This window comes from Roseburia sp. AF20-18LB, from assembly GCF_003461185.1.
Taxonomy (GTDB): Bacteria; Bacillota; Clostridia; order Lachnospirales; family Lachnospiraceae; genus Roseburia_C; species Roseburia_C amylophila.
In genome coordinates, this window is record NZ_QTWP01000001.1 from 805,085 (window position 1) to 823,547 (window position 18,463).

Genomic DNA, 18,463 nt, shown 5'->3' on the forward strand with positions numbered 1-18,463 from the left:
GCGGAGAGAGTGGGATTCGAACCCACGCGCCCTTGCGGACAAACGGTTTTCAAGACCGCCTCGTTATGACCACTTCGATATCTCTCCATATTGATACGCTTCAAATCAGCGCAAAAATGATTCTATCATCAAATAGATAGCATGTCAACAATTATTTTCATTTTTTCAAAATCATTTTTCAAAATTTCAAAACATATTCATTTGATTTCCCATTGGTGCCGGATGGTTCATTTTCTATGAACATACACCCTTACCAGGATTTCCTGCATTCAGCATAAACTCCGCCATTTCCAAATCTTCCGGTGTTGTAATCTTAAAATTGCGATAGCTCCCATCTATTACATATACCGGAACTTTTCCATACGCCTCCACTACCATTGCATCATCTGTAACATCTTCTCTTCCATCCGCTATCATCTTCTGATAAGAATCATAAATCAGGGAATAAGAAAATGCCTGCGGTGTCTGTACCGTATAAAGGCTTTTTCTTGGTGGGGTATCCTCCACTTTTCCATTTTCATCTACCTTTTTTATGGTATCCTTTACCGGCACAGCTGCAATACACGCCCGCTTTTCCCGTACTTCATCCATCGTGCGGCGGATGACTTTCTGTTCAATAAACGGGCGTGCCCCATCATGAATCAATACATAATCCGTATATTCACACGCACTTAAGCCCTGAAAAACAGAGTGGTAACGTTCCTTACCACCCTTTACTATCTTCGTTACTTTATGCAATTTATATTTTTCTACAATTTCTTTCCGGCAGTATTCCTCTTCTCCTTCACCGGTTACCAGTACGATTTCATCTACCGGGCTTTCTTCAAATGCCTTAAGGGTATAATAAATCACCGGCCTCCCACAAAGAAGCAGATACTGCTTATGGACAGAGCTTCCCATGCGGCTTCCTTTTCCCGCAGAAAGCACGATTGCTGTATACTTTGCCATTAACGTTCTCCTAATTTTAAGTTTGGTACTGCATTCAAATCAAGTCCGGAACGGATTCCCGCCCGGTAATCATAATATGCTGCTGCACCTATCATTGCTGCATTATCGGTACAGAGAATCGGCGACGGATGATAAAATGCCACATTTCTCTTCCGGCACTCTTCTTCCATTGCTCCTCTTAAGGTTCCATTAGAAGCCACTCCTCCCGCAATAGCAAATTTATCAATCTGATATTTTTCAATGGCATGCATGGCATTTCCCACCAGCACATCAATAACCGCTTTCTGGAAAGATGCTGCAATATCTGCCTGCACAATCTCAATACCTTTCATTTTACAGCTGTTCAGATGGTTTAAAACAGCAGACTTTAAACCACTGAAGCTGAAGTCATACTCCCCATCTGCAATCTTCGGTCTTGGGAATTCCACAGCATGAGGATTTCCTTCATGTGCTACTTTTTCAATCTTTGGTCCACCCGGATAGCCTAATCCGATTGCTCTCGCCACTTTATCAAAGGCTTCACCTGCTGCATCATCCCTGGTTCTTCCAAGTATCTCATATTTTCCATAATCCAGTACTTTTACCAGATGTGTATGACCGCCGGATACCACAAGACATAAAAATGGTGGCTCTAACTCTTTATTTTCAATATAATTTGCGCTGATGTGTCCCTCAATATGATGCACACCTACCAGCGGAATATTTCTTGCATAACTGATTGCTTTTGCTTCTGCCACACCAACCAGGAGGGCACCCACTAATCCCGGTCCATAAGTTACACCGATTGCGTCTATATCTGCCCAGTCTGCCTGCGCTTCCTGCATTGCTTCTGTTATTACCTGATTAATTTTCTCAATATGTTTACGGGATGCAATTTCCGGAACCACACCTCCATATAAGGTATGTAATGCAATCTGGGATGAAATGATATTCGATCTCACATCCCTTCCATTTACTACAACTGCTGCCGCAGTCTCATCGCAGGAACTTTCTATTGCAAGAATTGCAATATCTCCTTTATTTTTCTGCATCACCATTGTCTCCTTCCAGTGCCACAAATCCTAATATTTTCCAGTCCCCATTCTCATCCTTACGCAGCACATATTCCTGGTTAGCCCGGTTATATGCCTTGGTAGAGCGCAGGAAATAAGATGCCGTCACATAGGCACAATCACTTCCATCTACTTTCTTATAAGCCACTTCATCTGTATCGCAGACAGATGCTGTTGCTATAATCTTACTTTCTGCTTTATAAGCCGCAATGTCATTCTGCATCTGGGTTGAAAATGTATCCTGCGGATTGTTTTCCAATAACTCTTCATCCATCAGTGCACGCATCTTCTCCAACAGCTTCTGGTACTGCTCATCATCATAAGTTTCATTATAAAGGCAGAGCAGAATCCTATTATAATATTTGATTACAGCACGAGGTGACGCCGGATAATCCTTCTCTAAATTTTTACTTAAAACAGAGGTTATCTCATCTGTTTCTCCTGTTGTTTCCACACTTCTTGGTGAGCGGTTTGTCAGATAATAATAAAATCCGACCACAATTCCAATGCAAATCACACCTATAATAACTGTCTTAATTATGCCTGCTGTACGTTTCTTCATGTTTACGCCTCCTCAAAATCCAGTGTAACACTCTTTCCATCTTTGCCTAAATATGCATTCGGATATATCTTCCTTACAGCATCCATATAGTCTTCGCCCCTTACAAGGGACGGGCTGAAGTGGGTAAGCCACATTTCTTTCACCCCGGCATCCTTGGCAAGATGTGCTGCTTCATAAAAAGTCATATGTTTATATTGTTTCGCTTTTGCAAGTTTCTCTTTTTCTGCATACATACCTTCACAGATAAATAAATCGGAATCTTTGGCATTTTTTGCAATGCTCTCCGTCGGGCGGGTATCAGTACAATATGTCAGCTTGATGCCTTTTCTTGGCGGGCCTAATACCATTTCCGGCAGATAGGTCTTGTCCTCTTCTTCAATAATTTCACCTTTTTGCAGGCGGCTCCAGTATTTCTGCGGTATCTGCCGTTCTAATGCATGTTCCACTGAAAATCTTCCAGCCCTTGAAATCTCCAAGGTATAGCCGTAGCAGGTAACATTATGGTTCACCCGGAAAGCATGGATCGTATATCCCTTTAATTCTATAGTCTCTTCCGGTTCCGTCAGTTCTATAAATTTAATCTCAAAAGGCAGTTCCGGTGCAATCACACGCAGTGCATTTACCACACGTTCCAGCCCCTTTGGTCCAATCATCGTCAGCGGCTCCGTTCGTTCCGCATTTCCCATGGTAAGAAGAATTCCAGGCAGTCCGCTGATATGGTCCGCATGGTAATGTGTAAAGCACATAATATCCACCGGCTTGAAGCTCCAGCCTTTTTCTTTTACTGCAATCTGGGTGCCTTCGCCACAGTCAACCATCAGACTGCTGCCATTATATCTTGTCATCAGTGAAGTCAGCCAGCGATATGGCAATGGCATCATTCCACCGGTTCCTAATAAACAGACATCTAACATTCTATTTCCTCAGCTCTCTATACAATTTCTGTTACTTCTTCCATTAAAGGCGGTATCACAAACTGTTTTGTCCATTCATCAAAGCAGGACTCGCATACACGCAGTTTGCTTTTCACACCATCCTTAGTAGAAAAATAATTCCATTCTTTTTCTATATAAATATAATCCTGTTTTCGTTCTTCGATTTCTTTTCCACAACAATTGCAAACCATTTCGCATCCTCCGTCTCTTATCTTGTGGTTCTCTTTCATTATAGAACCATTCCAATAAATTTGCAGTGGAAATTACTGGACCCTGCTCATGATATATGCATCCTCTGAGGGCTTTTCATAAAAATTCTTTCGAGTTCCAAGTACAGAGAATCCAAGTTTCTGATACAGGCGAATGGCAGGCTCATTGGATACCCTTACCTCTAAAACATACCGGCTAATACCATGTTTTCTACCCTGCTGCATTAGTTCTGTTACCAGTTGTTCCCCATAACCTCTGTTTCTGCAGGCCTCACTTACTGCCACATTGGTAATCTCGCCTTCATCTAATGCCATATACATTCCACAATATCCTAAGATGGAACCCGCTTCTTCTGCCACCAGAAAAATCACATGGTTCATGGCAAGAGCATCGCGAAATCCCTGCCCGCTCCATGGCTGCGAAAAGACTTTTGCCTCTATGGCTGCTACATCAAAAACATCTGCCTCTGACATTCTACGAATTTCCATGCTGTTCCATCCTCTCGCGTTCTGCCTGGGAAAGGCGCAGATATTCCGGTTTGTGTTCTTCTGCAGATTCTAATTTACCTGCTTTGTAATATTCTTCTCCTAAAGCTGCAACAGCTGCTGCACGCTGCTTATTCACATGTGCCGGTGCAAAGGAATATGGCACTTTACAGTTTTCTTCTATATAAGTGGTAAATACCGGGACACCATCTCCCAAAAATACAACCGGAGCATTGTTTTCATTTATCTTTGCTACAATCTCATCAATTCCCACAACGCACTGTGGGCACAATACCTGCATTTTTTCGTCTTCAAACTGATATAAACCGGTATAGGTCTGGTTTCTTCTGGCATCCATTAATGGACAGATAATATCTCTATGCCCATAGAGGTTGTATGCCAGTGCATCCACGGTCGGTACGGATATCAACGGCTTATCCAGTGCAAGTCCCAATCCTTTTGCTGTTGCAGAGCCAATCCGAAGTCCGGTAAATGAGCCCGGGCCCGCTGCAATTGCAATGGCATCTAATGTATCCAAATCCAGTTCTATCATTTTCGCAAGTTCATCTAACATTGGCAGCAAGGTCTGTGAATGTGTTTTCTTATAATTTACAGTAAATTCTCCCAACAGCACATCATCTTCTACTACTGCTACGCTGGCTACCAGTCCGGAGCTGTCCAATCCCAATATTTTCATCGTTCCACCTCTTCTATTGTTATCCTGCGATAATCAAATCCTTTTTCCAAATCTTTCTCTATTGTTATCTGCCGGTAATGATCCGGTAAAATTTCTTCAATCAGATTTGCCCATTCTATCATGGTCAGACCATTTCCATAAAAATAGTCCTCATAGCCGATTTCATCCATTTCCTCAATATCCGCAATCCGGTATACATCAAAATGATAAAATGGCATTCTTCCTTCTTCATACTCCTGCACAATAGTAAAAGTCGGACTGCAGATAGGTTCTGTTATCTCCAAACCCTTGGCTATTCCCTGGGTAAAAACGGTTTTTCCTACTCCCAAATCTCCGATTAATGTATACACTTCTCCCGGCTTTGCTTCCCGTCCAATCTGTTCGCCTAACTTTTCTGTTTCTTCTGCCGAAAATGTTTCATATACCATATACTTTTCTTCCTATCTCTTCTTCATACAATTCTGGTGCTTCTTCAAATTCTTATCTGCCAGTTCCTTCAACGCTGCATACTGTCCGCCTACAATTTCCATCGGCAGGATATATGCATTTACGCGGCTGCTGTAAATCAGAACATTATGCTTTGTTGACACCATTTTATAAATCTGTTTCCACTCCAGCAGGGCATTTTCTTCTCCCAGAGATACATGGACACCTTCATCATCCAACATATAATGCAGCGTACTTTTCAGTGCCTCTGACATGGAAATCTGTCTTGCCGCCCGCATTTTCAAGGTTAATGGAAAATAAAAAAGAAAGACAATGCCAAATATGATGTAAAGCACCGTATACATGGTATCTACCTTTCCATAGGTTCCCACTGCGGCTACAAATCCAAGCACCGCTGCCAAGATGGAAAAGATTCCGGTAAAACTGGTATATATATGATACATATTAAACCGGTACATATCGTTCGCTGTTATTTTTACATCAAATTCAATTGGCATTGTCTTTCCTCCTGCTTACTTTTCTGATTGAAGTATAGCATTATTTTCGGGAATAGACAAACTCTTTATCAATTTTGTGTCGGGCAAAAAAGGGACGTCTAATTCTTACGGCTGTTGGTTCCTTTGATGATTGGTGAAATATGTTTATAAATCAAAAATGTAATTCCAACACTAATCATACCTTTTAAGAAGGTGAATGGCATATTAAATACTACCAGACACTCCAATAAATTATCCATATGTCCGCCTACTGCAGAAGCGATTGCATTGTAAGCACCAATAATGGCATCTTCCGGCATAAATGCTGTATAGAACGGATATACCAGGAAATAGTTTGATACCACACTGAATACTGCCATGAAAAGTGCTCCTGCCAAAGAACCGATTAATGCACCTTTGCGGTTCTTCTTAAATTTGTAAATCAGTCCTGCCGGAAGCACAAACGCTACTCCAAGAATGAAATTGGACAATTCTCCAACACCACTTGTGGTTGTAATAGTCAGATGAATCAGATTTTTAATCAGGCAGATTACAATTCCGCTGACCGGTCCCATGGAAAATGCTCCAATCAATGCCGGAAGTTCTGAAATATCCAGTTTGATGAAGTTTGGCATAAACGGAACTGCAAAATCAAGGAACATCAGGATGAACGCAATGGCTGAAAGCATTGCTGTCATCGTCAGATATCTTGCATTTACACCTGTTTTTACGTTGCTGTTTGTTGTTACACTGTTTGTACTCATTTCTTTTACTCCTTTTTTCTTTACTTTTAGCTCTTGCAAGGGATGTCCGGAGTATTGGTGTACCATAAAAGCCCCGGATAAAACTATCCGGGGCACGCAAAATAATCACCTTAATGGTCACTTATCTTCTCCCATCCAGACTATACTGTCGGTTTTGGATTTTCACCAAATCAACTGCAATACTGCAGTTCACGGACTAATGTGTCATGCACAATCACCGTCGGTCGGGAATCTATGCTTCGCATATCACCCTGCCCCGAAGACTTCCTATTCAATTACTATGGGTTTATTGTAGAACTTCGCTTTTTCCTTGTCAATACCCAATTTTATCTGTTACCTTTTATTTACAGTTTCATGGTAAGCTGGATTCTCTGTTTCTTAAGGTCTACGCTCATTACTTTTACTTCTACAATATCTCCCACGCTGACCACTTCCAGCGGATGTTTGATATAGCGTTCGCTCATCTGGGAAATGTGTACCAGTCCATCCTGATGTACTCCGATGTCCACAAAGGCACCGAAATCAATGACATTACGAACGGTTCCTTTTAATACCATTCCCGGGGTCAAATCCTTCATTTCCAGTACGTCACTCCGCAGAATCGGCTTTGGCATATCTTCCCTCGGATCTCTTGCCGGCTTTTCCAGTTCCTTTACAATATCCCGTAAAGTAAGTTCTCCTACTTCCAATTCTGCTGCCATTTTCTTATAATCTGAAATCTTCTTTGAAATCCCGGTTAATCCGCCACCGGTTATCTCTTCTTCTGAATATCCTAATTTTTCCAAAAGCTTTCTGGTTGCTTCATAACTTTCCGGATGCACGCCGGTTGCATCCAACGGATTCTTTCCACCGGTAATACGAAGAAAACCAGCACACTGTTCATATGCCTTCGGTCCTAATTTCGCTACTTTTAAAAGCTGGCTTCTGGATGCAAATTTTCCATTTTCTTCCCGGTATGCCACGATATTTTTCGCAATTACTTTGCTGATACCGGAAATGTATTCCAGCAGGGATACGGATGCGGTATTTAAATCTACACCAACTTTGTTTACGCAGTCTTCTACCACGCCGCCTAAGGCTTCACTTAATTTTTTCTGGTTCATGTCATGCTGATACTGACCGACTCCGATGGATTTCGGATCAATTTTAACCAGCTCTGCCAGTGGATCCTGCAACCGTCTTGCCATGGAAGTGGCACTTCTTTGTCCCACATCAAAGTTTGGGAATTCCTCTGTAGCAAGTTTACTTGCAGAATATACGGAAGCCCCTGCTTCATTTACGATAATATACTGTACTTTTACCGGAATCTCTTTTAATAAATCCACAATAATCTGCTCCGACTCACGGGATGCTGTTCCATTTCCAAGAGAAATCAGTGTAATATGATACTTGGAAATCAGTTTCTTTAATACTACTTTTGCTTCCTCTACCTTATTCTGTGGTGCTGTCGGGTAAATGACTGTCGTATCCAATACTTTTCCGGTCGGATCTACCACTGCAAGCTTACATCCGGTACGGAATGCCGGATCCCAGCCAAGCACAACCTGTCCTGCAATTGGCGGCTGCATCAGAAGCTGCTCTAAGTTTTTTCCGAAAACTTTGATTGCTCCGTCTTCTGCCTTTTCCGTAAGGTCACTTCGAATCTCACGCTCGATTGCCGGTGCAATCAGACGCTTATAGCTGTCTTCGATTACTTCTTCCAAAACAGGTCTGGTTATGGCATTATCTTTGGTTATTACCTTTTTCTGTAAATACGGAATAATCTGTTCTTCCGGCACTTCTACTTTTACTGTCAGTATTTTCTCTGCCTCTCCACGATTCAATGCCAGCGTACGATGTCCTGCCATTTTTGCAATCGGCTCATCAAAATCATAATACATTTCATAAACAGATTCTGTTTCCGGATCTTTGGCAGCAGATACAATCCGACCATGTTTTACGGTAAGGTCACGGATGCGGATACGATAATCTGCTTCATCGGAAATATGCTCTGCAATAATATCCTTAGCACCTTCTAAGGCTTCCTCTGCAGTATGAACTTCTTTTTCTTCGTTGATATATTTTGCTGCTTCTTCTAAGATTGGAGTCTTAAGCATCTGAAGACTGATTACATTTGCCAGCGGCTCTAAGCCCTTCTCTTTGGCGATGGTTGCTCTGGTTCTGCGCTTCGGTCGGTATGGACGGTACAAATCATCTACGACTACCAGTGTCTGTGCTTCTTCTATCTGTTTCCGCAGTTCGTCCGTCAGCTTGCCCTGTTCTTCAATGCTGGCAATGACCTGTTCTTTCTTCTCTTCTAAGTTTCTAAGATAAGTCAGCCGGTCAAATAAGTTACGTAATATTTCATCATTTAATGCGCCGGTTGCTTCTTTTCGATACCGGGCAATAAAAGGAATGGTATTTCCTTCATCAATTAACTGAATTGCTGCATGTGCCTGATTTTTTCTGATTCCAAGTTCTTCGGCAATTTTTGCTGTTATGTCCATCTTGTATTTCCTTTCCTGTTGATGCGTTTGCGCTCATTATAGCACATCAGGCATTTCTACAAAAGGGAAGATTTTGGGTTTTATTGTTTTTTCCGGCAGAAAATGGTATACTAGATTTATTCACGATTTGAGGAGGTTTTTTATGGATTTTCAACAGCAGCCAAACGGCTATCAACCAAATCCCAATTATTCATATAATATGAACCAGGCACCACAACGTAATTACATGGACAAACGTTCCACCGGACTTGCCACAGCATCCATTGCTCTTGGCATTGTCTCCATTGTAACTTTCTGCTGCCTGTATGCAGCACTGCCTTGTGGGGCACTTGCCATTATTTTAGGACTTCTTTCCCGTGGCGGCGAGATGACTTTTTCCACCACCGGCAAAATCGGTATCGTCCTTGGAATTATCGGTCTTGTACTTACTATTGCACTTTATACTTTCGTCATTGTCATGATGTTTACCAACGCCGATTTCATCAACCAGATGTCCAATGGAAATACCGCTGATTATAACGAACTGATGCGGCAGTTTAATGAAATGAATCAGATGTACCAGTAAATATATGCAAAAGAAAAATGCCAGGAAACCAATTCTGATTTCCCGGCATTTTTCTTTTCTTATTTTTATACCGAAGCACTCCACGTACTGTACTGCGGATTCTGCTGTTTTGTTCCGTATGGGTCTGTCCGGTTTTCTGTCCGGTCTAATTCTCCTGTAATGTCACGATAGAATGTCACCTGTGTCTGCGTATAGTATGGTCCAATCCACAGGAAGCCGATTCCAAATGAAAGGAGGCCAAGGAAAGACCAGCCAAGGAAGCTTAACATGATATAGAAGTATCTTCCCTTGTTGCCCTGCATCAGTGCTTTACTTTCCCCCATTGCCTGCCGGATTCCCTTGGTATTATCCTCAAGCAATATCAAAAACAGCATGGAATATTTTAAGGAAAGAATAAATGCGATCACTTCTCCTCCAATTCCAAGTACACACATAGCTACTACATAGCCAATAAAAATCCCCTCTGTGATTTTCATGCTGCCGGAAATGGCAGTTACATACATTCCAACAGAGACTGCGATTGCCGGAAGCATCGGAATTAATACCACAACCATAAATAAAAGGTATGCCAGAATGTATTTATCCGGATGATGATTGAATCCATAGAACATATCGGTAAACTTATATGGCTGCTTTCTTCCCATTCGCAGGGCAATCTGGAGAATTCCTATATTTAAAACAACCCCCAGCAATGCCAGTACAAATGCTGCCACATAATAAATTGCCCACTCCATTTTTCCGGAATACGGTGTCAAATTCCAGGAAAAGAACATGGTCGGCAAAGTTACGATTAACTGCGATACTACCATGGCTCCCATTGGCAATCCATAATGTCCGGTAAGATTTTCTCTTGCAATACGTTTTATTTCTGCTGATTTTCTTTTCATCTATCTCATGCTCCTGTTTTATTTTCTTGTGTCGATTCTGGCTCCGGTCAGATCTGCCGCATCCTGGCTCTTCCGCTCCTGCTGATATGGGTTCGCTTCGTTCGGATACTTAATGGTGGTATTGGTCTCTCCACCTGCCACATATACTCTTCCGCACTCCGGGCATACGCCGGTACGAAGTGTTACGCTTGCAGATACCACCTGACCATTTCCTTCTGCTGCTTTGGTATAAGCATTGGAAACATGTTCTGCCTCATGGGCTGCCACACGGATTCCCGCCGCCTCCGGAGAGATGTGGGAAGCTGATTTAAAAGAAACATTCTCGTTGGAACCATCCTGATATTTCCGGTCCTTACAAGTCTGGCATTCGCCTTTGCTGCCCTCTGCCACCCCGGTACTCTTCGCATCTGCGTCAGTTCCGACCCCATATGTATGATTGTACCCGGTATCATATCCTATATCTTTCGGATTCCATCCATCAATCTGCATAAACCACTCCTCCTTCCAAAGTCTGAAAAAAGTGCCTCTTTTTATTATACACATATCTTGGGTGAAACACAATAACTTTGACTTTCCCTTATGACAATTGTATACTACCAACAGATTCTATATTTTGTTTGAATACTGATTTGCGAGGGTTTATATGGAAAAGAAAAAAACGTCCACTGCTATGGACAACGGATTATATATCACCGGCTGGTGCATCATAGGCACACTTCTTCTGCTGGTGCTTTTTATAAAAGCAACAAATATCCAGCTTTCAAAATATCTTTTCCCCTGTGTGCTTCACAGCCTGACCGGACTTTACTGTCCTGGCTGCGGTGGCACCAGAGCCGTAGCTTTTTTACTGCATGGGGATTTCCTGCACTCACTGGTTTATCATCCCTTTGTGCCATATGCCTTTGTGCTCTGCACCTGGTTTATGATTTCCCAGACCATTGAACGGCTCTCTAAGGGAAGGCTTCGTATTGGCATGCATTTCCGGGAAGCATTTCTTTGGATTGCACTGGCTATTATTATTATAAATTTCATTGTGAAAAATGCAGCTCTTCTATTCTTTCAGATTGATTTTATGCCGCTGACGCATATATCATAATATATCATATATCGAAACCTATAAGGAGCTGCCACCGGTCGCTTGCGACATCTACCTTATACGCCGCAGTGCGCATCCTCGCGGAGCGTTTTTTACTTTACAGGAAAGCAATTTCCTGTAAAGTGAAGAAGAGGAAGCGGCTTACGCCTCTTCCTCTTCTTCTGTATCTTTTGCCCATCCGAAGGCATATTTTACTGCTTTCTTCCAGCCTTTTAATTTTTTCTGTCTCTCTTCTTCTTCCATCTGTGGATGGAATACCCTCTCTATCTGCTGGTTCTTTATCACATCTTCTTTGGTCTTCCAGTAGCCTACTGCAAGTCCTGCCAGATACGCCGCACCTTTTGCTGTTGTCTCTACACATGCCGGACGATTGACCGGCGCCTGTATCATGTCTGACTGGAACTGCATCAGGAAATTATTGGCACTGGCTCCGCCATCTACATTTAAGGAACGGATTTCAATTCCAGCATCCGCTTCCATGGCAGAGATAACTCCTTCCACCTGATAAGCAATAGATTCCAGAGTTGCCCGGATGATATGATTCTTGTTGGTTCCTCTGGTAATTCCTACAATTGTTCCTCTTGCATACTGATCCCAGTACGGAGCACCCAGTCCGGTAAATGCCGGAACCACATAACAGCCATGTGTTCCTTTTACTTTGGTCGCCATATACTCTGAATCCGATGCGGAGTCAATGAGACGCATACCATCACGCAGCCACTGGATTGCCGCACCTGCCACAAAGATAGAGCCTTCCAGTGCATAATTTACTTTGCCATCCAGCCCCCAGGCAATGGTGGTGACCAGTCCGTTTTCTGAAAATACCGGACGTTCTCCTGTATTCATCAACAGGAAACAGCCTGTACCATATGTATTCTTCGCTTCTCCTTCGGAAAAGCAGGTCTGTCCGAATAAAGCTGCCTGCTGGTCTCCTGCTGCACCGGCAATCGGTATCGCACTTCCAAAATATGCCGGGTCTGTATAACCATATACACAGCTTGACGGCATCGGCTTTGGCAGCATGCTCTCCGGAATATCAAGCTCTGCCAGAATATCTTTATCCCAGGTTAATGTGTTTATATTAAAAAGCATGGTTCTTGACGCATTGGAATAATCGGTTACATGTGCTTCCCCTTTCGTCAGTTTCCAGATCAGCCAGGTCTCTACCGTTCCAAAGAGCAGCTTTCCTTCTTCCGCTAATTTTCTTGCACCCTTCACATTATCTAAAATCCACTTGATTTTCGTTGCCGAAAAATAGGCATCAATAATCAATCCTGTTTTCTTACGATAGGAATCTTCCAACCCCTTTTTCTTTAACGCATCTGCAATATCAGCGGTCCGGCGGCACTGCCAGACTATCGCATTATAAACTGGCTCTCCGGTCTCTTTGTTCCATACAATTGCCGTCTCTCTCTGGTTGGTGATTCCAATGGCTGCAATATCTGCTGCCGTAGCACCAATCTTAGACATTGCCTCTACTGCTACCCCAAGCTGCGTCGACCATATCTCATTGGCATCATGTTCTACCCATCCTGGATTCGGAAACATCTGACGGAATTCTTTTTGTGCCATACTGCAGATTTCACCGGCTTCATTAAAGAGAATACACCGGTTGCTGGTGGTTCCGGCGTCTAACGCCATAATAAATTTTGACATAAAAATACCCTCCTGAAATTATATTTATACCCTTAGTACAATTATAATTTCCAGAAGGGTTTTTCGCAACTATTTTACACGAATCATCTGAAGAATATCAGCAAGTTTTGCTGCTTTCTCTTCATATGCTGCTTCTGTCATTTCTTCTGTTACAAATCCAAGTTCTCCGTTTACACCTTCTGCTGCAACGAACTCAACTGCTCCGAATGCATTCTTTACTGCTGCTTCGTCTGCTTTGGTACGGACAAAGAAACGGTTGGTTACCATCTTATAATCTGCAAGCTCTAATTTCTCCGGTCTCCATTCCATTGGAAGGTTGGTGTCTTTGAATTTTGCAATTTCAACCATATCAGCCACAACAGCACTGGCGGTTGGAAGTTTTCCTGCTCCACTTCCGTAGAACATTGCATCTCCTAATACATTACCATGTACAAAAATTGCATTAAATACATCATTTACCGGATACAATGGATGCTCCTGTGGAAGCATACATGGAGATACCATTGCACAATAGCTGTCTCCTACTTTACGGCTGGTTGCCAGTAATTTAATGGCTTTACCCATTGCTTTTGCATATTTGATATCTGTTGCACTGATTTTGGTAATTCCTTCCGTATGAATGTCATTGAAGTCTACCTGTTGTCCGCATACTAAAGAAGTTAAGATTGCAATCTTACGGCATGCATCAAAGCCTTCTACATCGGCAGTCGGATCTTTCTCTGCATATCCTTTATCCTGTGCATCCTTTAATACATCTGCAAATTCAGAACCCTCTACACTCATCTTGGTAAGCATATAGTTGGTCGTTCCATTTAAGATACCGGTAATCTCTTCGATTACATCTGCAGTCAGGCAGGAATTTAACGGGCGGATAATCGGGATACCGCCTCCTACGCTGGCTTCAAACAGGAAATTCACATTTTTCTCTTTGGCAAGTGCAATCAGTTCTGCACCTTTCTCTGCTACTAATGCCTTATTTGAAGTTGTTACATGCTTTCCTGCCTCTAACATGGCACGGACAAAAGTATATGCCGGTTCTACACCGCCCATTGTCTCAACTACCATGCCAATTTCAGGGTCTTCTGCAATTACTTTGTAATCATGCACGATTTTATCCTGAATCGGGTCTCCCGGGAAATCCCGTAAATCCAAAACATATTTTACTTCGATTGCTTCGCCTGCACGTTTTGCAATGCTGTCATGATTAATGTTTAATACTTCTACTACTCCGGAACCAATTGTTCCATATCCCATTACTGCTGCTTTCATTGTTGTTTCACTCCCTGGCTAATATTTTCAGATAATGTATTCCAGCCTGTCCTTCAATCTTATCTACCATCTGTGACAAATCTCCTGTCTCCGGCAGAATATCAATACTCAGTGTCAGGGATGCAATCCCGTTTACCGGTATGGACTGGTGGATAGTTAATATGTTGGCATGAAATTCTGCCACGATATTCAAAACGGTTGATAATAATCCCGGCGTATCATCCAGCTGGATTACCATCGTAATTGTTCTCCCCTTCGCATTGTCGTGAAATGGAAAAATATCATCCTTATACTTATAAAATGAACTCCGGCTGATATCTACCTGCTCGGCTGCTTCCTGTACAGATGTTACACGTCCGGATTCTAAAAGACGTTTCGCTTCCACTACTTTCAGCAATACCTCCGGTACAGCCTTCTCTTTCAACACAAAATACTTCGTATTCTCTGCCATATTCCCCTCCGACTGTTTGTGGTACAAACACAACTGTTCTCACCAGAAAGATGATAGCACATATATACAGCCATTACAAGTAAATTTCTCTTTTTTATACAAAAGTACCCATATGGAACCTTTTTCGGATTCCATATGGGTAAATTGACGAATTTTTATATTTGCTTTCCTTATCCGAAAGCTCTTAGAATTTACGGCTTCCGCCTCCGGTGCTTCGTCCTCCTGCTCCGGTATGTACTGTTGTTCTGCCGGAACTGCTTCCGCCTCCACCAGAAGATTCCCTCTGGATATGACGATGGGTTACTACCTGATTTACAAAGCGGTCAGTACGGTTTGTAAGATTTACATGGCTGTTCTTGTGGTAATCATATTTGTACTTATCAAAATGCAGGCGATATTTTCCAATGGTGATTCCACAGAATGCACCACCGATGCCTAATGCCACCAGTAAGGTAATCAGGATTTCAAACCAGGTCAGCGTATTTTTCTCGTAGTAATCATACTCCCCGGTTTCTTCATCGTAATTATACTGACCGATTGGCACGCCCTGTCCGTAATAATATTCTGCCTCATCAATCATTGCCTCCATGGCATCTGCATACTCTGCATCTCCCATATAATTGAAGCCTTCATCCAGAATACTTTCTACTCTTTCATCCGTATAATAGCGGTTTGCTTCTCCAAAATGAACCACTGCGATTTCACGGTTATCCATGTCAATGACAAAAGCAACGCCATCCATGCCGGTGGCATACTGGTCAAAGGTATTCTCTCCATACTCCTGGGAAGTATACCCCTGCGCATCCTCTGTGGTAAATGCATAGATTTCCCAGCCGGTCTCACTGGAAAAATCGCTGATTTTTTCACTGATGGAATCTGCTTCACTCTGGGTAAAAAGCTCTGCGTCATCATAGACGAAGTCTGCTTTTGGCTCTGATGCCATAACAGGAACAGCAAATAACATACTGCATAAAAGCAGTAATGGTACGATTATCTTTTTCTTTACCATATCAGCAGCCCTCCTAACAATCCAAGTACCAGCACTGCTGCTGATATGATTCCACTAACCAGAGTCAGCTTCTTATAATCTACCGGAAGTTCTCCACATACTTTTCCGGTCTGTCCATTCATGGAATAGTAATACATCTTGCCATTATTGGCACGATAGGTGATGGTCCAGATTGGAAGAAGCACATAATTCCAGTTCTCACTGCCATTAGAAAATCCGCAGTTATGTACCTTCACACCGTCGTAGCCGGATACGCTTTCCCGCAAGAGCCTGGTTGCATAATCCTTTGTCTCTCGTCTAGCTTCCTCTGCTACGCCTTCTTTTTCAATATCACGCTTCTCTGCCTGGAAGCCGGAAAGATACCCCATGGAGAAATCCTTCATCTTGTCAAACTGATATGGCAGTACACCCTCTACCAGCTCTTTGTTGGCTTTCTGTAATGCATTCAATTCCAGATTGGAAAGAGATACATCTCCGCCACGTTCTACTTCATAGAATTTTGTCTCGGTATATTCTTCATCTCCGGAACGCCATACCCGGACACGGGTTGCCTCTGCCGAAAGATTACCATTCATCCTGGTATCATAAATCCAGAATGGGAAGTATACACCAGATAATTTATCAATTTGTTTCTTATTGAAAAATGCCTTTGGAACAAACTTTTTCCTGCCTACATATTCCATAAAACGTTTTTCTGCTTCTTTACGGTCAATTGCAAACGGAATTACCTTATTCGGCATATAATTTCCGGATAATCTTCCGGAAAGCACTACCGGATTGTGGCAATAATAGCAGAAGGTTGCCGCTGTGGTTGCATCTGTTACAATCTGTGCGCCACAGCTTGGGCAGGTATAAATGACTGCTTCTTCCTCTGTCTTCTTCTCTTCCTGTGTTCCATCTGTATTCTCAGAAGCCTGACTTCCATCCATGCTGCCGGCAGGCTTTTCCTGTTCCTCCGCCGGCTTCATGGCATCCAGTTCTTCCTGTGTAAATTTCGAACCACAATATTCGCATTTATATGCGCCGGAAGCAGGGTCAAAAATCAGTTCGCCATCACAATTCGGGCACTTAAAACTAATTACTGACATGCAGTGCTCCTTCCCCCATTATGGTCTCTGTTTTCCACAATTGCTGCAGAATTTTCCGGTATTTACTGTTCCACATTCGCAGGTCCAGTCTGCTGCCGGAGCCGGTTTTCCGCAGTTAGTACAGAATTTTCCAGTATTTACTGCTCCGCACTCACAGGTCCAGTCTGACTTTACTGCCGGTGCAGGAGCCGGTTTTCCACAGTTACAGCAGAATTTTCCGGTATTTGTTGTTCCGCATTCACAGGTCCACTCATTGCCTGCCGGTGCTGCTGCCTGCTGTGCCGGAGCTGCCTGTTGAGCCGGTGCTGCCTGCTGCACGCCTGCTACTCCGCCTGCCATCTGTGCTCCATTATTCATCTGCTGATTCTGCTGCATGCCTGCAGTCATCTGATTTAAGCTGTCCATGCTGCTGTTGAATGCATTCATTCCCATTCCAACACCCATAAATCCGGTCATTGCACCTGCTGCATTAGAACCTGCATCACGGATACCTTCCGTAATATTTCCAACAGCAATACCACGCATTACATTCGGGTCACTACCCATCATTGCACCTTTGTTGCGCAGATTGATAAGGTTAGTGGATTCCTCGTCGTAAGAGATGCTTGCAATACCTACTGCCTGAATCTCCATACCACGCATCTGGTTCCATTCCTCATCAAGAGTTTCTGACATGTATTTACTCAGCTCGCGTCCCTTGGATGATACATAGGAAATGCGGACACCATCTGCAGATAACTGATTGATGGATGTCTGTAATGCTTCTAAGAATTCAGAGATATACTGTTCATTGATATCTGTGATTTCTACCCTGTCTTTGTTTCTTGGAATTGCTTCTGCATAGAAACGAATCGGGTCTACAATCTTAATGGAATAAGTTCCGTGTGCACGCAGGAACAATTCTGCATTGTAGAAATTATCAAAATAGTTAATCGGATTTCTTGTTCCGAATTTGATTCCCTTGATTTCCTGAAGATTTATAAAGAATACCTTCTGTTTATCCGGTGTCTGACCACCAAATTTGATACGTGCGAAGGAATCTTTTAAAGTATCCTTTAACTGTCCGTTAAACAGGGATGGCAAAGAAGAATTATCTACTTTGTAATATCCCGGTTCTGCAGTATAGTCTACGATTTTTCCACCATCTACTAACATCATAAACTGATTATCATATACATGGATGATGGAACCATTAGATACGGTATCATCCGTTCCCTTTGTATTCTGTCCACGGCGAATCAACACACCTCTGGTAAAGACGGTCTGATCTCCCATATCATCCGGCTCGATTACCTCTAACCACTGATCTGCAAAACTTCCTCCAACTGCCTGTGCTACTGCTTTAATTAAACCCATAACAAACCTCCTGTTTTCTTATGT

The 18,463-nt window shown here is 42.7% G+C and carries 21 protein-coding genes, 1 tRNA gene and 1 riboswitch; of the genes, 2 read left to right on the forward strand and 20 right to left on the reverse strand.

The window, feature by feature from the left end; genetic code table 11:
* Position 1: 1 nt before the first annotated feature.
* The 12 genes from DWX65_RS03850 to DWX65_RS03905 all read right to left on the reverse strand — a co-directional run bounded on the left by DWX65_RS03850 (position 2) and on the right by DWX65_RS03905 (position 9,062).
* Positions 2-87: transfer RNA gene (locus DWX65_RS03850), tRNA-Ser, on the reverse strand.
* Positions 88-234: 147 nt separating this feature from the next.
* Positions 235-948, reverse strand: a complete 714-nt coding sequence (ispD, locus tag DWX65_RS03855) for a 2-C-methyl-D-erythritol 4-phosphate cytidylyltransferase (RefSeq protein ID WP_117842247.1) — start codon at positions 946-948, stop codon at positions 235-237.
* Positions 948-1,979 (reverse strand): tRNA (adenosine(37)-N6)-threonylcarbamoyltransferase complex transferase subunit TsaD, encoded by a 1,032-nt coding sequence (gene tsaD / locus DWX65_RS03860; protein WP_022243534.1) that lies wholly within the window; start codon positions 1,977-1,979, stop codon positions 948-950. The genes ispD and tsaD overlap by 1 nt, the downstream gene beginning before the upstream one ends.
* Positions 1,966-2,562 (reverse strand): DUF6715 family protein, encoded by a 597-nt coding sequence (locus tag DWX65_RS03865; protein WP_117842246.1) that lies wholly within the window; start codon positions 2,560-2,562, stop codon positions 1,966-1,968. Before DWX65_RS03865 ends, tsaD begins: the two co-directional genes overlap by 14 nt.
* Before the next feature lie 2 nt (positions 2,563-2,564).
* A complete protein-coding gene (locus DWX65_RS03870) occupies positions 2,565-3,476 on the reverse strand; it encodes a ribonuclease Z (protein WP_117698928.1) in 912 nt (303 codons plus the stop codon).
* 17 nt (positions 3,477-3,493) lie between these two features.
* Entirely contained in the window at positions 3,494-3,688 is a 195-nt protein-coding gene (locus tag DWX65_RS03875) for a hypothetical protein (RefSeq protein ID WP_117698929.1), read from the reverse strand.
* A gap of 72 nt (positions 3,689-3,760) precedes the next feature.
* A complete protein-coding gene (gene rimI, locus DWX65_RS03880) occupies positions 3,761-4,195 on the reverse strand; it encodes a ribosomal protein S18-alanine N-acetyltransferase (protein ID WP_117698930.1) in 435 nt (144 codons plus the stop codon).
* Positions 4,182-4,889: a tRNA (adenosine(37)-N6)-threonylcarbamoyltransferase complex dimerization subunit type 1 TsaB gene (gene tsaB, locus DWX65_RS03885; protein WP_022243539.1), complete on the reverse strand. Its 708-nt coding sequence runs from the start codon at positions 4,887-4,889 to the stop codon at positions 4,182-4,184. The genes rimI and tsaB overlap by 14 nt, the downstream gene beginning before the upstream one ends.
* Complete coding sequence (gene tsaE / locus DWX65_RS03890) at positions 4,886-5,317, reverse strand: tRNA (adenosine(37)-N6)-threonylcarbamoyltransferase complex ATPase subunit type 1 TsaE (RefSeq protein ID WP_022243540.1); 432 nt, start codon at positions 5,315-5,317, stop codon at positions 4,886-4,888. Before tsaE ends, tsaB begins: the two co-directional genes overlap by 4 nt.
* Before the next feature lie 12 nt (positions 5,318-5,329).
* Positions 5,330-5,833: a YcxB family protein gene (locus DWX65_RS03895; protein WP_117947710.1), complete on the reverse strand. Its 504-nt coding sequence runs from the start codon at positions 5,831-5,833 to the stop codon at positions 5,330-5,332.
* Positions 5,834-5,931: 98 nt separating this feature from the next.
* A complete protein-coding gene (locus tag DWX65_RS03900; RefSeq protein WP_022243542.1) occupies positions 5,932-6,576 on the reverse strand; it encodes an ECF transporter S component in 645 nt (214 codons plus the stop codon).
* A 119-nt stretch (positions 6,577-6,695) separates the two neighbouring features.
* A riboswitch (FMN riboswitch) is annotated at positions 6,696-6,844 on the reverse strand.
* A 76-nt stretch (positions 6,845-6,920) separates the two neighbouring features.
* Positions 6,921-9,062, reverse strand: coding sequence for a Tex family protein (locus DWX65_RS03905; RefSeq protein WP_117842245.1), 2,142 nt, complete (start codon positions 9,060-9,062; stop codon positions 6,921-6,923).
* A gap of 142 nt (positions 9,063-9,204) precedes the next feature.
* Between DWX65_RS03905 and DWX65_RS03910 the strand changes: the two genes are divergently transcribed.
* Entirely contained in the window at positions 9,205-9,627 is a 423-nt protein-coding gene (locus DWX65_RS03910) for a DUF4190 domain-containing protein (RefSeq protein WP_022243544.1), read from the forward strand.
* A gap of 65 nt (positions 9,628-9,692) precedes the next feature.
* On the opposite strand, the gene DWX65_RS03915 is transcribed toward DWX65_RS03910, so the two are convergent.
* Together DWX65_RS03915 and DWX65_RS03920 are read right to left on the reverse strand one after the other, a co-directional pair.
* Positions 9,693-10,514, reverse strand: coding sequence for a DUF975 family protein (locus tag DWX65_RS03915; RefSeq protein WP_118172836.1), 822 nt, complete (start codon positions 10,512-10,514; stop codon positions 9,693-9,695).
* Positions 10,515-10,532: 18 nt separating this feature from the next.
* A complete protein-coding gene (locus DWX65_RS03920; RefSeq protein WP_242997792.1) occupies positions 10,533-11,003 on the reverse strand; it encodes a hypothetical protein in 471 nt (156 codons plus the stop codon).
* A 154-nt stretch (positions 11,004-11,157) separates the two neighbouring features.
* On the opposite strand from DWX65_RS03920, the gene DWX65_RS03925 reads away from it, so the two are divergent.
* Positions 11,158-11,610, forward strand: a complete 453-nt coding sequence (locus DWX65_RS03925; protein WP_117698934.1) for a DUF2752 domain-containing protein — start codon at positions 11,158-11,160, stop codon at positions 11,608-11,610.
* 141 nt (positions 11,611-11,751) lie between these two features.
* On the opposite strand, the gene glpK is transcribed toward DWX65_RS03925, so the two are convergent.
* The 6 genes from glpK to DWX65_RS03955 form a co-directional block, all read right to left on the reverse strand.
* On the reverse strand, positions 11,752-13,266 hold the full coding sequence (gene glpK, locus DWX65_RS03930; protein ID WP_118057114.1) for a glycerol kinase GlpK: 1,515 nt from the start codon (positions 13,264-13,266) through the stop codon (positions 11,752-11,754).
* A 69-nt stretch (positions 13,267-13,335) separates the two neighbouring features.
* Entirely contained in the window at positions 13,336-14,535 is a 1,200-nt protein-coding gene (locus DWX65_RS03935; protein ID WP_022243549.1) for a homoserine dehydrogenase, read from the reverse strand.
* A gap of 7 nt (positions 14,536-14,542) precedes the next feature.
* Positions 14,543-14,986, reverse strand: coding sequence for an ACT domain-containing protein (locus DWX65_RS03940; RefSeq protein WP_117947715.1), 444 nt, complete (start codon positions 14,984-14,986; stop codon positions 14,543-14,545).
* A gap of 184 nt (positions 14,987-15,170) precedes the next feature.
* Positions 15,171-15,995, reverse strand: a complete 825-nt coding sequence (locus DWX65_RS03945; RefSeq protein WP_118172837.1) for a TPM domain-containing protein — start codon at positions 15,993-15,995, stop codon at positions 15,171-15,173.
* Entirely contained in the window at positions 15,989-17,083 is a 1,095-nt protein-coding gene (locus DWX65_RS03950) for a TFIIB-type zinc ribbon-containing protein (RefSeq protein ID WP_117947716.1), read from the reverse strand. Before DWX65_RS03950 ends, DWX65_RS03945 begins: the two co-directional genes overlap by 7 nt.
* A gap of 18 nt (positions 17,084-17,101) precedes the next feature.
* Positions 17,102-18,439 (reverse strand): SPFH domain-containing protein, encoded by a 1,338-nt coding sequence (locus DWX65_RS03955; RefSeq protein ID WP_117696725.1) that lies wholly within the window; start codon positions 18,437-18,439, stop codon positions 17,102-17,104.
* Between the last annotated feature and the right edge of the window lie 24 nt (positions 18,440-18,463).